This window comes from Hwangdonia sp., from assembly GCF_048381975.1.
Classification (GTDB): domain Bacteria; phylum Bacteroidota; class Bacteroidia; order Flavobacteriales; family Flavobacteriaceae; genus Hwangdonia; species Hwangdonia seohaensis.
On sequence record NZ_JBLWYT010000002.1, the window covers coordinates 364,219 to 379,777 of the forward strand.

Sequence of the window (15,559 nt, forward strand, 5' to 3'; positions counted from 1 at the left end):
AAAAAGAATGAAGATGGAATTATTATCAGAGAATATAAAAAACAATGTTTTAAAAAGTATGGTCAACCTATTGCGGGAAAACCAAGACGATTTATTACAGGCAAACAAAAAGGATATTGAGGCTTTTAATAAAGAGGATCAAGCCATGTACGATCGCTTAATTTTAAATAAAAAGAAAGTAGATGGCATGATTACGGCCATTAAAGAAGTGCAATCACAGCAAGATCCCGTAAATCAAATAATAAGTAAAAACACTTTAAACAGCGGGTTGGAAGTTGTAAACAAAACAGCGCCTTTTGGAACCATCATGATTATTTATGAATCGCGACCAGACGTAACTGTTGAGGCTACGGTACTCGCTTTTAAAGCCAATAACAAAATATTGCTTAAAGGCGGAAAAGAAGCATTGCACAGCAATACGGCCATTGTAAAATTATGGCATAAAGCCCTTGAAGAAAATAATTTAAGCACAGATTTTATTAAAATGCTAAACATGAATAGGCAAGAAACCCAAGCCTTTTTAAAAAACCCGACCGAGCCATTGGATTTAATTGTTCCAAGGGGTGGCGAGCAGCTTATAAAATTTGTAAAAGAGCATGCTAAATGTGCGGTTTTGGTTAGCGGTCGCGGAAATAACTTTTTATATGTTGATGAATACGCCGATTGGAAACAAACCATTGCAGTTATTTTAAACGCAAAAACCCATAAAATATCAGCTTGTAACGCACTCGATAAAATATTGGTGAATAAAAACATTCCAGGTTATCAAAATAAAATCAAAGAACTAAATGCTATTTTGAAGGAAAGTGAGGTTACGGTTTTGGTAGATGATAAAACCAAAGAAGTTCTAAAAGATGAAAAATTAATCGACGACCATTCCATATGGTTTGAAGAGTTTTTAGAAATGAAATGTTGCATCGGAACAGTTGATTCTGTTTTTGAAGCTATCGAAAAAATAAATGAATATTCCGGCGGCCATTCAACGAGCATTATGACTACCAGTAACGACATAGCAAAAACCTTTATGGAACAAGTAGATTGTGCTGTGGTGTATCAAAATGCATCAACTAGATTTACGGATGGCGGACAAATAGGTGTGGGCGCAGAACTCGCCATTAGCACCGATAAACTGCACCACCGCGGCCCATTAGGGCTTAAAGAACTTGTTACCAACAAGTATTATGTTTATGGCGATGGACACGTTAGGGTTTAAAAATAAGGTTTTGTAAAAACACTTATTAGATAACTGTTAAAAGCAAAAAATCCCGTAATACATGTATTACGGGATTTTTTGCTTTTAACAAGATACGTTAACTTTTAATACAGCGATTTAACTTTACTAAGCTTGGTTTTTAAGAGCTTTAAAGTTTGCTTGTGCGCTTTAATATTGTTGTGAACTTCCTTTACCAACGGATTATCGTCGTCAACATTAGTGAAAAACTGTAAATTATTCTCCAATTGATTGATTTGGCTTTTAACCTCGTCTATTTTCTTTTTGATAAAAGAACGTTCGTTATCAAGGTTTCTGGTATTGTTGTCGCCACTGTTTAAATTATCTAATTTGTTTTCATATTTAATCATTTCAATTTCATTCTTTTCCATTTTCAAACTAGAAAACAAATTATCTAAAACCTTATTAAACTTACCTTCAATATAACGCTTGTCGTTTGGTACCCTGCCTATATTTTTCCAAGTGTTGATTTGGTCTTTTATGGTGGTTAAATCTTTGTCTTTATCTCCGGTTAAACTTAACTCCTTTAATGTGTTTAACAAATCTTGTTTTTGGTTGAAAGCATCAACTTGCTCTTGGCTGGCAGCATTTCTTTTAGCATGCAGCCTATCAAAATAGTAGTTACATGCATTTTTAAATTGTTTCCAAATTTTATCGCTGTCTTTGCGTGGCACATGGCCGATTTTTTTCCAATCGCTCTGGATTTTTTTCATCAATGCCGTGGTAACGTCAGTATCTTCACTGTCTTTGTTGTCTTCGGCAATTTTAATGAGCTCTAATTTTTTATGGAGATTGTCATACTGCTCCATTTTTAAGCCTTTATAAAAGGCATTTTTCTTTTTGTTAAACGCCCTAACCGAATCCTTAAATTTCGCCCAAGTAGCTTCGTTAACTTTTATGGGAACTTTTCCGGCATTAAAAAAGTCGTTGCGCAGTGCTTCAACTTCTTTTATCTTTTTCTGCCAGGAGCTATGTGATTTGCTTTCTTGCTCGCCTATAGCTTCTATTTTAGCAATAATTTCAAGCTTGTTTTCAAGGTTTTTTTCATAAACCTTATCAATTTCTTTGTAGTAATCTTGTCGTTTGTCGTTTATTATTTTTGTGGCCGCTTTAAAGCGATCCCAGATTTCTTCTCGGTGTTCCCTGGCCACAGGTCCAAGTTCTTCTTTCCACATTTTATGAAGTTCTTGCAGCTCTCTAAACGATCGCATCACATTATCGTCTTTGGCCAACTCTTCGGCACGCTCAATAATTTTTAATTTCTTGTCTAAATTGTGTTTAAAATCTAAATCGCGTAAATCTCTGTTTAAATGTAAAAAATCATAAAAACGCTCAACGTGGTGGTGGTAAGAGTTCCAGGCATTGTTGTATTTGTCTCTGGGAATTGGCCCGGTGTTTCTCCAGCGCTCCTGTAATTCCTTAAAATGTTTGTAAGTGGTATTTATGTTTTCTTCAACGTTAAGCAGGCCTTTTAATTCTTCAATAATTTCCAGCTTGTCGGCTAAATTTTGTTTCAGGTTTTTTTCCAAACCTTTATAATGTTCGTTTAGTTTGGTTCTGTATGCTTTATAAGCCGTTTTAAATCGTTTTTGTATGGGCGAGGAGTAATAAAAATCTATTTCGTTGCCTCCGTCGTTTAAAAACTCTGTTTTTTTCTCGTCTAATAAAGCTTGGAATTTAGTTTTAAACTCGTTGTTTATATCGTTGACATGCGATTTTATGGCTTGAATTTTCTCGTTTTTCAATAGCTTTTCCAACTCGATGGCTAAAGATTCCAACGACATTTTATCGTATTCTTTTACGGCAATGGTATGGCGCTCTTTGTTGCCCTCATCTTCCGCGTCCTCAGCATTGGACTCTTCAATCTCATTGATAACATCTTCATCTTTAGATGTGTCGACCGCTTCATCTTTAGGTGTTTCAGCCACTTCTTCTTTTTCGTTGGAAGGCTCTTCTTTTTCAGCTTCAACGGTTTGAGAAGAAGCTTCGTTTTCAGCTATTTCAGGAGTTTCTTCTACGGATTGGGCATTATTATCTAATGATGTGTTTTCAGTGTTATCATCATTTTTAACGGGTAATTTGTTTTCTTCTTTTCCGTCTGCTTTTTGCAGGTTATCTATCTCAGACATTTTAAAAAATGTTTAGGTTCGTAATATACTTTAAGGTTTAAAGATAGTAACAACTCTAGTATTTACAAAGTGTAAGTGGTGCTTTTAATAGCTTGAGTAGTTATTTTATTACAAATCCCAAATAGACCACGATTTTTCTGCTTGAAATTTCAGCATATTTAATCCGTTAATCGTTTTGGCACCATGTAGTTTACCTTGACTGAGGAACTTGGTTTCCTCGGGATTGTATATTAAATCGAACAAAACGTGGTTTTTGGTAATGCCGTGATATGGTATGTTTGGGCAATCATTTACATTGGGAAACGTGCCCAACGGTGTACAGTTTATTATAATTTGATGCTGATTAATGATAGCTTCGGTAAGTGAATCGTATGTGAAATCGATACCTTCTGAAGCTTTTCTGGACACATAACTGTATGCAATATTTAGCTCTTTTAAACTGTAGGCAATGGCTTTACTGGCGCCGCCTGTACCTAAAATCAATGCTTTTTTATGCTGCGATTTTAAAGCGGGTTTTATGGTTTTTTTAAAACCGTAGCAATCTGTATTATAGCCAACAAGTTTTCCTTTTTTCGTGATTTTTATGGTGTTTACCGCGCCAATGGATTTGGCTTTTTTGTTTATTTTATCAAGAAAAGGAATCACTTGTTCTTTGTACGGAATGGTAACATTTAAACCTTTTAGGTCTTTTGTGTTTTTTATTATTGACGGAAATAAATCGATTGATTCAATATCGAAATTCTCATAAGTTGTATTGTTGATGTTTTCATTTTCAAACTTATTTTTAAAATAGTTTCTTGAAAATGAATACGATATGTTTTTGCCTAAAAGTCCTAATTTGTTCATTTGGTTTTTCTGGTTTTTTGGCCGTAAAATTCAAGTGCTAAAACAATACCGATGCCCAAAACAATAAATGCAATGGCATAAAGGGTTTCTGTAGTTACATCGGGCATAAAGCGTTTGTAATTGGCAATTATTTTTTCTCCTGTAGAATCTAGTATAAAACTACCGTTATCGTTTATTTTGTAAATGGTTTTTTTCCAAGGCCAAACCACACCCAACGACCCCACAATAAACCCAATAATGGCGGAAAGGGTGATGCTTTTATAGTGTTTTAATATATAGCTTAACAGATGCGAAAAGGTAACCAAACCCGTTACAGAGCCCAATGTAAAAACACCAAGCACCTTAAGCATTCGTAGGCGTACCGGGTTTTGGAAAAAACTAAAATCGCCACTAAAAACATCTGAAACCGTATCGTACAAAGCGTTTACCGAATCTACCAAAAGCAATACATAATTGCCCAAAAGAATAAGAATGAAGGAGCCGGAAAACCCGGGTAGTGTCATTCCCGAAACGCTAATTATACCACAGAAAAACACAAACCAAAGATTGTCATTTTCTTTTGCCGGATTTAAAAAACTAATACTTAAACCTATTATAATGCCAATAAATAGCGAGAAGTAGGTGGTAAAATTCCAATCCTTAAAATCTTTGTAGATGTAATAAATAGAACCGATTATCATTCCAAAAAAAACACTCCAAACAAACAGCTCGTAATGTTTTATCAAATAATCCAAAATTTTTGAAACACTAAAATAACTAACTACCATCCCAAAGAAAAGCAGGCCTAAAAAACGCCCGTTTATATATTGGAAAAAACTCTTAAACCGCCCGTTAATAAGTAGCTTAAAAGCTTTACTGTTTACTTTTTGAAGCGAGTAAATAAACTCCTCGTAAAAACCGGCCACAAAAGCAACCACGCCACCGGAAACACCAGGAACCTTGTTGGCAGCACCCATGCCTAAGCCCTTAAGAATAAGGAATAGCTTGTCTGTAAAAGTTCTGGTGCTTTGCATTATAGTTTTTTCGTGCCTAGTTTTTCAAGAATAAAAATAGTTAAAAAACCAAGAATCATTAAGCCAATGGCTATTGTGAGTTGGTTTTCGCCCTCAAAGGCAAACGGTGAAACGCTTTCTTCCAACAATGGCATTTTAATTCCTTTTGAATTGGTATGCCATGTAAGCGTCCTTTTCCAAGGCCAAACTTTGTTTAGCGATCCAAATATAAAACCAGTAAGTATGGCCAGCGTAATGTTGTGATAATGTTTAAACAACCATTTTAATACCCGACTAAAGCTTAGCAAGCCTATTAGGGCGCCAACGGCAAAAATGACTATTTTTTTTACATCAAAGTCATGCAAAGCGTCGCTTAATGTTTTGTAGGCCCCTAGAATTATTAAAATGAAGGAACCCGAAATACCCGGAAGAATCATAGCGCAAATGGCAATGGCGCCTGCCAAAAACAAAAACCAGGGATTATCGTTGGTAGCCAATGCCGGTAGTGTGGTAATATAAAAAGCAATGGCGGCTCCAAAAATAAGGCAAACGATTACGGCCAAATTCCATTTGGTGATTTGCTTGCCAACAAAATAAATACTGGCCACAATCAAACCGAAAAAAAACGACCAAATAAGTACAGGATGATGCTCTAACAAATATTTTGCTAGCCGCATAAACGACACAAAACTTACAATAATACCTAGCAAGAGCGCAGTTAAAAAGTTACCATTGGCTTGTTGCCAAAACGCTTTTAAACCTTTGGAAAAAAGGGTTTTAAATAGAGACAGATTAACGTTGCTAATGGTAGAAATCAATTCTTCGTAAATACCGGAAATAAAAGCAATAGTACCACCTGAAACACCAGGAACAGCATCTGCTGCACCCATGGCAATACCTTTAAGCGAAATGACTAAATAATCTATAAAACGTCTTTGCATATGTTGATTTTTAAGCAGAAACCAAAGATATACATTTTAATGTAACCGTTAATTACAGATTGGTTTTTAGTAAGTTTTTTACAAGGATTTTATTAGATACTTCCGGGAAGAGTTCTTCAATTATAAAGTTGAATGCTTCGTTGTGTTTTAAACCGTTTTTTAAATAAAAAGTGCCTTTTTCAATTTCGTTTAAAGAAAAATGAAGTCCAGCTAATCGGTATTCCAATTCGGCATTGTCAGGATAAAACTCCACCGCTTGTTCAAAATTAAATATGGCAGCTTCTGGTTCGCCCAATTTAATGAGCAAGTCGCCACGCGATAACCACGTGTTTAATTCGTAATTGCCTAACTCCAAGGTTTTTTTGAAACCGCGCTCGGCTTCTTCATATAAATTTAACCGCTGGTTAATTAATGAATACGCCTTCCAGTAATGTACATTTTCCGAATCAATGTTAATCGCTTTGTTTATATAGTACAAGGCTTTGTGGTAATCTTTCTTTTTTATATGAAATTTGGTGATGGCTATCCAACCTTTGTCCAATAACGGGTCTTCGTGTACCGTTTTGTAATAATATTGAACGGCTAAATCATCATTTTTCAGTTTTTCGTGGCAATTTCCAATGCGCAATAAGGCAAACGATGTGGGGTCGTCTAATTGAAGCGACATGTTGTAGTTTTCAATGGCGTCTTCGTAGCGTTTTAGCTTTTCCAGTACCTTTCCGCGTTCTAAATACGCGCCCACAAAAGTATCGTCAGAAATAATGGCGAAATCGTAAGCAGCCAAAGCTTTTTTATATTTTTTTAGAATAACATATTGTTTGCCCAATTGATGCCATGCAACTTCGCAGTACGGATTTTTATCTAAAAACACGTTTAAGTACAAAATGGCATCTTCATTTTGGTTGAGGAATTCAAAGCAATAAATAACATTGTACAACGCTGAGTAATCATCTACATCTTGCTCTAAACATTTCATAAAGTATGTTTTGGCGTTTTCAAACTGATCTAAAAAAAGATACTCCATACCAATTAAAGCATACAAATCTATAACGTCATCAGTAAGTTTTAAGGCTTCTTTTAAAACATCAATGGCTTTTAAGTGCTCGTCTTTTTTCGATAAGATATTTGCTTTTTGAATGAATATTTCTTCATTCAGTGGGTCTAAACTATACAGATCGTTTAATAAGGCATCGGCCTCTGGCAGCTTGTCTTCAAACACATAAATTTCAACTTTAAAAAGTTTTAAACTAATGGACGTAGGGTGCTGGTCCAAACCCAATTTAATCGCCTTTTTTGCTAAAGCTATTTTGCCTTGGTTGAGATAGTGGTGAATGATGTTTTCAAATTCTTCTGAATCGAAGAACAAAACATGATTTGTTTTTAACATCGATTCAAACTTTGTAAGAGGCAAATTGTTGTTGTCGTTATGACTAAACTCCATAAGCACGTTGTAAGTTTCTTCGTTAATAAAATTAAGGTTCTATTCTAATTTATAAGACTTATGTCTTAAATGTTTTTAACAAAGTAATCAACAGTTGTGCCGCAAATGCAGATTTTATCTTGTTTTGTTGTGGTTTTCAATGGGTTGAAAATTATTTAGAGGGTTGTAAAGTGTTTAAAATATCAATAATAATAGCGCATCCTTTGATGATTTCCTCGTTTGAAATGGTTAATGGCGGCGTAATTCTTACTGCTTTGGGCTCAAAAAGCAACCAAAAAAGTATTAAACCAACGTCTTGCGATTTAAGAATCAGGTCATTTGCCACGGCATCTGAAGGTGTAATTAGGGCAAGCATCAACCCTTTTCCACGGATGTCTTTAATTAATGGATGTACCAAAAGTTTTCTGAAAAGCTGTTCTTTTTCCAAAGCCTGTTCCATTAATGTGCTTTGGGTAACTACCTGCAATGTAGCCAACGCCGAAGCTGCAATAACCGGATGGCCACCAAAGGTTGTAATATGACCTAATTTGGGGTTATCGGACAGCAAATCCATAAGCTTGCTTGAGGCCGTAAACGCACCAATGGGCATACCGCCTCCCAAGCCTTTGCCGGTAACTAAAATATCTGGAATGCAATTGTAATGCTGAAACCCGAAAAGCTTACCGGTTCTGCCTATTCCGGGTTGGATTTCGTCTAAAATGAGTATAGCGCCAACCTCGTTACAACGGTGTCTTACTTTTTCCAAATAGTTGTTTTTGGGCTCGATAAAACCTGCGCCACCTTGAATGGTTTCTAAAATCACGCATGCTGTTTTAACCGTGATGTGTTTTAAATCTGCTGCCTTGTTAAACTCAATAAATTTAACATTTGGTAATAACGGGCGAAAAGCCTGCTTGCGTTCTTCAAAGCCCATCACACTCAGAGAGCCCATCGTGTTGCCATGGTACGCTTTGTTAGCGGCAATTATTTCGCTTCGTCCTGTGGCGCGTTTTGCCAATTTTAATGCACCTTCAATAGCTTCGGTACCAGAATTGGTTAAATAGGTTTTTTCTAAAGAAACAGGAAGGTGTTTTGCTAAAAGCTTCGTGAGTTCAATCGCTGGTTTTTGTATGTACTCGCCATAAACCATAACATGCATGTACTTATCCAATTGCGATTTTATGGCGTTAACCACTTTGGGATGATTGTGCCCTAAAGTGCTCGCCGAAACGCCAGCAACAAAATCGAGATAGGCTTTGTTGTTGGTGTCGTAAATATACGAGCCGTTAGCATGGGAAATTTCCATAGCTAAGGGGTGCGGCGAAGTTTGCGCTTGGTATTTAAAGAAATCTAACCTCATTGTTTATTCCTGGTTATCTAATACGCTTTTTGGGTAAACTTTCTCCTTTTTACCTTTTTTCTTTATGTTTTTTGGTAAATTCCTCGACGCTTTGGAGTTTTCTTTTGAATTGGCGGCGTTGTCCGCTTTTTTGATACGTTCCAATAAATCTTCATCTACAAAATCCTCTTGTGGCACATAATCTTCCAATCCTTTTATAACGGGCAAAACCAATGGCGGATCATCTTTAAATAAATCTTCAACGCTACGCGGACGCTCATCGTCGCGCCAATCGAAGCCTTTTAAAAGTTTTTCGTTTTTCGGGTATTTGGATTCTGGATAAATATCACCATCTATTTGATTGATTTTCCGCACTTCTTCAATTTCTCTATCAGTTATAAAAATAATAATGCTACCGGATTTCGATTTATCAATCCCCACCAGCTCATTTTCATCATTTCTAAAATAGTAAATAGATTGAGCGTTTCTCAAAACATCGACTTGGTACAGCTCATTGTCCTCATCAAACAATCCAATCAGTTTTTTACCGTTTATTTGATTATAGCCTGCATCTAAAGTGTCTTTGCTTATAATGAACGCATTGTCGAACACAATTAGCGAGTCCAGTTTTTCGGTTTTCGGATTCGATTTTAAGTGAATGGTATCCCCGGTCATTTGGTTTTCAATATTCCAAAGAATGGGTTTTCGTTTTACCGAAAAGGCATCATTGCTATCAAATTTCGAGATGTTTATAAGCTGCGTTAAACCAGTTTCTTGGTTGGAGTGAATAGAATCTGCCTTGGCACTCATATCACTTTTAAAAAGACGCGCATTTCTAAAGGCCCTAGTGATTCTTTTTTCGGGTTTGCCCGTAACCATAAGCGTATCGGCGTGTATGTAAATCGAGTCTTTTTGTTGCACCGTAATCGCCAAGGCCCGTTTTGTAATAAACATGGAGTCCTTTTCCTTGAAAACCTCGGCATAATGCCCTCTTACAATGCTTTTGTTTAAGGTGTCGGTTACCGTAATATTGTTGGTTGCCGATGCAAAACTGGTGTTGTTGTCAAAGTATAAACTGTCGCCTTCTACGGTTCTGTTTTCGTAATCTATTTTTGCTTTTTTAAGGGCATAGCCTATTTTAGTTTCGGTGTCGTAAAAACCTTTTTCGCAATAGGTGACACTTTCGGGCGTGGTTATGGTTGAAGGCCCAAATAAATAGGCGTGTTTGGTTTCGTCATAAAAATCGAAATAGTTGGAATTAACCACGGTGCTATCGCTTTTTAAAACCACATCTTCAACAAACTGATATTTTTTAGCATCCATGTAGTAACGCCCAATTTTACTGGTAATGGTGCCTGAGGAATCGATTTGTACATGACCGCCATTTCTGTAAAAAGCCTGTTGTTTTAATCGGTCAAAATATAAGGTGTCCGACGAGATTTTCGAATCTGGGTTTTCTAAAATCACATCGCCACTGGCAAAAGCCAACTGCGATATGCCGCTGTATTCTACGTATTTAGAGGTCATATTAATCGTGTCGCCTTGTTTTATAACAACGTTTCCGTAAGCTTCAACAAAGTCTTCGTTGCCATAATGAATGGCTTGATCGCACCACATGTTTATACCGCCGTGTATAATATGTACTTGCTGCGAATCGTCTCGTGTTAAAATTTTAGCACCAGGATATTTTTCCTCGTCAAAAGTTAAAAATCCAGTATATTCTATTTTTATTTTTTTTTGAGCATGACAAAACTGGGATTGCCCAAAGCCAACAAAAAGTAGGATACATAAAAGATGTGATAGTTTCAAAGTAACATTTGTTTGTAGCAAAAATAACGATAATAATAAAGTTAAATTATCTGTTATGTTTTTTTTATGATTTTGGTATGAAACAAAAAACGCTTCAATCCCAATAGTTATCGGGAGAAGCGTTTTAAATTTGTGTTTTGTTTTTTATGAAACAAATTGCTTCCTGAAAATAGTCTGTTTTCTATCAGGGCCAACGGAGACAATGGTAATAGGGATTTCAAGTTCCTTTTCTAAAAATTCTATGTATTCGTTTAAAGCTTTTGGTAACTGTGAAGCTTCAGACATTTCAGTTAGATCTTCACTCCATCCGTTTAATTCTGTATATATAGGTTCTACATTTTCAGGTTCGATATTATAAGGGAAGTGATGAATAATATCGCCTTTGTATTTATATGCCGTACACACTTTTAAGGTTTTAAAACCGGAAAGTACATCGCCTTTCATCATCATTAATTGGGTGACCCCGTTAACTTGACAGGCGTATTTTAAGGCTATTAAATCGAGCCAGCCGCAACGTCTTGCACGTCCGGTTGTTGCGCCAAATTCGTTGCCTACCTTAGCCATGGTTTCACCGTCTTTATCGAACAATTCGGTAGGGAACGGGCCCGAACCCACACGGGTTGTATAGGCTTTAAAAATTCCGAAAACCTCCCCGATTTGATTTGGCGATACGCCCAAACCGGTACATGCTCCTGCAGCCGTAGTGTTGCTTGAGGTTACAAACGGATACGTACCAAAATCAATATCGAGCAACGAACCCTGGGCACCTTCGGCTAAAATGGTTTGTCCGGATTTTTGTGCTTGGTAAATATATTCTTCGGAATCGATAAATTTTAATGATTTTAAAACTTCGATGGCTTCAAAAAATTCTTTTTCCAATTCCGCTAAATCGTATTGAACATCAACATTGTAAAAAGCAATCATCGATTCGTGCTTATTGGCTAAAGCCCTATAACGTGTTTTCCAATCGCTCAACTCCAAATCGCCAACACGAATACCGTTTCTGCCGGTTTTGTCCATATAGGTTGGGCCAATACCTTTAAGGGTTGAGCCTATTTTAGCTTTCCCCTTTGAGGCTTCACTGGCAGCATCCAACAACCGATGTGTTGGTAAAATAATATGTGCTTTACGGGAAATTAGAAGCGATTTTCTGTAATCAACGTTTTGTTCTTCTAATTTATCCAGTTCTTTTTTAAAGATAACAGGATCGATAACCACGCCGTTTCCGACTAAATTAGTGGCATCGTCATGGAAAATCCCCGACGGAATGGTGTGTAATACATGTTTTCTTCCGTTAAATACCAAAGTGTGTCCTGCATTTGGACCACCTTGAAAACGTGCAATAATGTTGTAGTTGGAAGTTAGAACGTCAACAATTTTTCCTTTGCCTTCGTCTCCCCATTGTAACCCTAGTAGTAAATCTACTGCCATTTTGATGTTATATTTGTTGTTTATTTATCCTGATTTTGATCAGGTTTTTTTCTGTTTCCGTAAAAATAGAGTGAGTGGTTGTTTATTTCGATATCGAAAACTTCTTCGATGGTTTTTTTTATGGTTTGAATACGCGGGTCACAAAACTCAATAACTTCGCCCGTATCGGTTAAAATAACATGATCGTGCTGTCTGTCAAAATACGATTTTTCGTAGTGTGCTTGATTGTGCCCAAACTGATGTTTTCTAACCAAACCACAGTCTAAAAGCAATTCTATGGTGTTGTAAAGTGTGGCACGAGACACCCGGTATTTTTTGTTTTTCATGCTGAGGTACAACGACTCAATATCGAAGTGCTCGTTGCTGTTGTAAATTTCTTGCAGAATAGCGTATCTTTCGGGCGTTTTTCTGTGTCCGTTATTCTCTAAAAAGCTTGTAAAGACGCTTTTAACTATTTCCTGATTTTTGGTATCTGCTTTTGCATTCATAATTTCATCGCAAATTTACACTTTTTTTATACTCTAGTAACCTTATCTATGCCATTAATTTTTTTAAGTTTTTCCAACAACTTTTTTATGATGGTATTGTTTTTTACAACCACATTGATTTTACCTGAAAACAGCCCGTCGTTACTCTCAAAACTAATGCTTTTCATGTCTACGTGCATGTTTTCCGAAACAATGCTGGTAATATCGTTTACCAAACCAATATGGTCAATTCCGGTAAGCGTAATTTTAACTAAAAATTCTTGCTGTGAAGAATCTATCCATTTGGCTTGCATGATTCGGTAAGCGTAATTAGACTGTAAACTTACGGCATTCGGACAGTTTTTTTTATGCACTTTAATGCCTTCATTAACGGTTAAGAATCCAAACACATCATCACCGGGAATAGGGTTGCAGCAGTTTGATAATTTATAATCCAATTTTTCTTCTTCTTTACCAAAAACAAGCGAATCGTATTTCGCGGTAACCTCGTCTTTCTCTAAATCTTCCTTTTTTACCGTTTGCTTTCTCGTTATTTTATTTTTGATAAAGCTCATTAAAGCATTGCTTCTTGACGACGCATACTCTTTGAGCATGGTATTATCGATGGTGCCAAGACCCACCCTGTAAAACAAATCGAGACTGGTTTTAAGTTTAAAATAGTTCACCAATTCGTTTACCGAAGCTTCATTAAGCGTAACTTTCAACTGCTTTAATTTCCTTCTGAGAATTTCTTTTCCTTCCTCTCCAATACGTTTTTTATCTTCTTTTAAAGCCGATTTAATCTTGCTTCTGGCTCGGGCTGTAGTTGCATAATCCAACCAGTTGGCATTGGGTTTTGCCGATTCCGATGTTAAAATATCAACCTGATCGCCACTCTGTAATTCGTGACTTAAGGGCACTAGTTTCCCGTTTACTTTGGCACCACGTGTTTTCATGCCCACCTCGGTATGTATGCTAAATGCAAAATCTAAAGAGGTTGCTCCTTTGGGCAATGATTTTAATTCTCCCGTGGGAGTAAATACAAATATTTCTTTTGAATACAGGTTAAGTTTGAATTGCTCAACAAAATCCACCGCATTGGTGTCTGGATTTTCCAAGGCCTCTTGAAGCCTGTTTATCCAAGTTTCTAAACTGTCTTCTTTTTCGCTATTCTGTTTGTATTTATAATGTGCGGCATAGCCTTTTTCGGCAATTTCGTTCATCCGCTCACTGCGTATTTGTACTTCAACCCAACGTCCTTTTGGCCCCATTACGGTTATGTGCAAGGCTTCGTAGCCTGTAGATTTTGGTGAAGAAATCCAATCGCGGAGGCGAATCGGGTTCGGTCTAAAATGGTCGGTAACGATGGAGTAGATTTTCCAAGCTAGAAATTTCTCGTTGGCTTCGTCGCTTTTGTAAATAATCCTAACGGCAAACTTATCGTAAACTTCATCAAACGAAACACCTTGAACCTGCATCTTTCTACGGATGGAAAAAATGGATTTTGGTCGCCCTTTTATGGTGTAATCCATTAATTCCTTGTCTAAAGAATTTTTTATAACCTCGCTAAAAGCTGCAATATATTTGTCTTGCTCTTCCTTGCTTTCCTTTATTTTATTTAAAATATCGTTGTAAACTTCGGGTTCGGTATACTTTAAACCCAAATCTTCAAGTTCGGTTTTAATATTATACAAACCAATTCGGTGCGCCAAAGGCGCGTAAATGTACAGGGTTTCCGATGCTATTTTGACTTGCTTATCGTCGCGCATCGAATCCATGGTTTGCATATTGTGGAGTCTGTCGGCAATTTTTATGATGATAACGCGCACGTCGTCATTTAAGGTAAGCAGCATTTTTCGAAAATTCTCTGCTTGCATTGACACATCCATATCTTTTTTAAGCGATGAAATTTTGGTGAGCCCGTTAACAATTTTGGCAACGGTTTCCCCAAACATGCCTTCAATATCCGATATGGAATAATCTTCGCTGTCTTCAACAACATCGTGCAATAAAGCCGCGGCAATAGAGGTGGCATCCAATCCAATTTCCTGTGCCACGATTTTGGCAACCGCCAAGGGGTGGAAAATGTAAGCTTCACCAGATTTTCTGCGCTGATCTTTGTGGGCATCAATAGCCACGTCAAAAGCACTGCGAATTAGTTTTTTATCATCAGCTGAAAGTGTTCTGTAACTAACCTTTAGTAGTTCTTTATAGGCTTTGGCAATGGCAATATTTTCTTTTTCAAGTGCTTCCTCTGTCATAAATTAAAAGTAACATAAAGAAAATTAACAGCCAACAAGATTTTAGTTTTTTGTGTTTAAAATTTTGAGGCTTACGAATTTAAAAAGGCTACAAGTAATTTTATGGCTTTTCCGCGATGGCCGATGCTGTTTTTTAGGTTCAAATCCATTTCGGCAAAAGTTTGGTTGTAACCATGGGGTTTAAAAACAGGGTCGTAGCCAAAACCTTTTTCGCCCTGTTTGGCAGTTGTTATTTCGCCTTTGCAAATCCCTGTGAACGTGTGTTGTTTTCCGTTTAATTGTAAAGCGACTACGGTCTTAAAATGGGCGCTTCTGTTTTCTTTATCACGTAATTCGGCAAGTAGCTTGTTGGTATTATCATCCGCATTTCGTTGCTCGCCGGCATAACGTGCCGAATAAACTCCCGGGGCGCCATGTAAAGCATCAACCTCTAAACCTGTATCGTCGGCAAAACAATCGTAGCCATAATGTTGTTTTACGTATGCTGCTTTTTGGATGGCGTTGGCTTCAATCGTGTTTTGGGTTTCGGGAACATCTTCAAAACAGCCAATATCCTTTAGGCTTAAAAGCTTAATGTGCGCCGGTATTAAAGCTTGTACTTCTTTAAGTTTATTAAGGTTGTTGGTGGCGAAAACGAGTTGCATAAATAGATTGTTTATTACCCAAAGGTATAAGAATATTAAATAATTAGAA

12 protein-coding genes are annotated in these 15,559 nt (G+C 36.9%); 1 reads left to right on the forward strand and 11 read right to left on the reverse strand.

Annotated elements, in window-relative coordinates; translation table 11 throughout:
- The first annotated feature begins 13 nt into the window (after positions 1-13).
- Positions 14-1,213 (forward strand): glutamate-5-semialdehyde dehydrogenase, encoded by a 1,200-nt coding sequence (locus ACN5J7_RS05585; protein ID WP_418603136.1) that lies wholly within the window; start codon positions 14-16, stop codon positions 1,211-1,213.
- A 104-nt stretch (positions 1,214-1,317) separates the two neighbouring features.
- On the opposite strand, the gene ACN5J7_RS05590 is transcribed toward ACN5J7_RS05585, so the two are convergent.
- The 11 genes from ACN5J7_RS05590 to ACN5J7_RS05640 all read right to left on the reverse strand — a co-directional run bounded on the left by ACN5J7_RS05590 (position 1,318) and on the right by ACN5J7_RS05640 (position 15,510).
- Positions 1,318-3,360, reverse strand: a complete 2,043-nt coding sequence (locus ACN5J7_RS05590; protein WP_418603137.1) for a DUF349 domain-containing protein — start codon at positions 3,358-3,360, stop codon at positions 1,318-1,320.
- A gap of 108 nt (positions 3,361-3,468) precedes the next feature.
- Positions 3,469-4,206, reverse strand: coding sequence for a shikimate dehydrogenase family protein (locus tag ACN5J7_RS05595; protein ID WP_418603138.1), 738 nt, complete (start codon positions 4,204-4,206; stop codon positions 3,469-3,471).
- Positions 4,203-5,219: a DUF368 domain-containing protein gene (locus ACN5J7_RS05600; RefSeq protein ID WP_311941804.1), complete on the reverse strand. Its 1,017-nt coding sequence runs from the start codon at positions 5,217-5,219 to the stop codon at positions 4,203-4,205. Before ACN5J7_RS05600 ends, ACN5J7_RS05595 begins: the two co-directional genes overlap by 4 nt.
- Positions 5,219-6,139: a DUF368 domain-containing protein gene (locus tag ACN5J7_RS05605; RefSeq protein ID WP_418603139.1), complete on the reverse strand. Its 921-nt coding sequence runs from the start codon at positions 6,137-6,139 to the stop codon at positions 5,219-5,221. The genes ACN5J7_RS05600 and ACN5J7_RS05605 overlap by 1 nt, the downstream gene beginning before the upstream one ends.
- Before the next feature lie 52 nt (positions 6,140-6,191).
- Positions 6,192-7,580 carry a tetratricopeptide repeat protein gene (locus tag ACN5J7_RS05610; RefSeq protein ID WP_418603140.1) on the reverse strand — a complete coding sequence of 463 codons (1,389 nt, stop codon included), beginning with the start codon at positions 7,578-7,580 and terminating at the stop codon, positions 6,192-6,194.
- A gap of 151 nt (positions 7,581-7,731) precedes the next feature.
- Positions 7,732-8,919 (reverse strand): aspartate aminotransferase family protein, encoded by a 1,188-nt coding sequence (locus ACN5J7_RS05615; RefSeq protein ID WP_418603141.1) that lies wholly within the window; start codon positions 8,917-8,919, stop codon positions 7,732-7,734.
- 3 nt (positions 8,920-8,922) lie between these two features.
- Positions 8,923-10,707: an OstA-like protein gene (locus ACN5J7_RS05620; RefSeq protein WP_418603142.1), complete on the reverse strand. Its 1,785-nt coding sequence runs from the start codon at positions 10,705-10,707 to the stop codon at positions 8,923-8,925.
- Positions 10,708-10,851: 144 nt separating this feature from the next.
- On the reverse strand, positions 10,852-12,138 hold the full coding sequence (locus tag ACN5J7_RS05625; RefSeq protein WP_311941819.1) for an adenylosuccinate synthase: 1,287 nt from the start codon (positions 12,136-12,138) through the stop codon (positions 10,852-10,854).
- 20 nt (positions 12,139-12,158) lie between these two features.
- A complete protein-coding gene (locus ACN5J7_RS05630) occupies positions 12,159-12,626 on the reverse strand; it encodes a transcriptional repressor (RefSeq protein WP_311941822.1) in 468 nt (155 codons plus the stop codon).
- Between the two features lie 26 nt (positions 12,627-12,652).
- Positions 12,653-14,866: a RelA/SpoT family protein gene (locus tag ACN5J7_RS05635; protein WP_418603143.1), complete on the reverse strand. Its 2,214-nt coding sequence runs from the start codon at positions 14,864-14,866 to the stop codon at positions 12,653-12,655.
- Positions 14,867-14,937: 71 nt separating this feature from the next.
- Entirely contained in the window at positions 14,938-15,510 is a 573-nt protein-coding gene (locus tag ACN5J7_RS05640; protein ID WP_311941828.1) for a non-canonical purine NTP diphosphatase, read from the reverse strand.
- Between the last annotated feature and the right edge of the window lie 49 nt (positions 15,511-15,559).

Coding starts and splice junctions, on each gene's coding strand:
- ACN5J7_RS05585 (WP_418603136.1), top strand. CDS start 14: ATGGAATTATTATCAGAGAATATAAAAAACAATGTTTTAAAAAGTATG.
- ACN5J7_RS05590 (WP_418603137.1), bottom strand. CDS start 3,360: ATGTCTGAGATAGATAACCTGCAAAAAGCAGACGGAAAAGAAGAAAAC.
- ACN5J7_RS05595 (WP_418603138.1), bottom strand. CDS start 4,206: ATGAACAAATTAGGACTTTTAGGCAAAAACATATCGTATTCATTTTCA.
- ACN5J7_RS05600 (WP_311941804.1), bottom strand. CDS start 5,219: ATGCAAAGCACCAGAACTTTTACAGACAAGCTATTCCTTATTCTTAAG.
- ACN5J7_RS05605 (WP_418603139.1), bottom strand. CDS start 6,139: ATGCAAAGACGTTTTATAGATTATTTAGTCATTTCGCTTAAAGGTATT.
- ACN5J7_RS05610 (WP_418603140.1), bottom strand. CDS start 7,580: ATGGAGTTTAGTCATAACGACAACAACAATTTGCCTCTTACAAAGTTT.
- ACN5J7_RS05615 (WP_418603141.1), bottom strand. CDS start 8,919: ATGAGGTTAGATTTCTTTAAATACCAAGCGCAAACTTCGCCGCACCCC.
- ACN5J7_RS05625 (WP_311941819.1), bottom strand. CDS start 12,138: ATGGCAGTAGATTTACTACTAGGGTTACAATGGGGAGACGAAGGCAAA.
- ACN5J7_RS05630 (WP_311941822.1), bottom strand. CDS start 12,626: ATGAATGCAAAAGCAGATACCAAAAATCAGGAAATAGTTAAAAGCGTC.
- ACN5J7_RS05635 (WP_418603143.1), bottom strand. CDS start 14,866: ATGACAGAGGAAGCACTTGAAAAAGAAAATATTGCCATTGCCAAAGCC.
- ACN5J7_RS05640 (WP_311941828.1), bottom strand. CDS start 15,510: ATGCAACTCGTTTTCGCCACCAACAACCTTAATAAACTTAAAGAAGTA.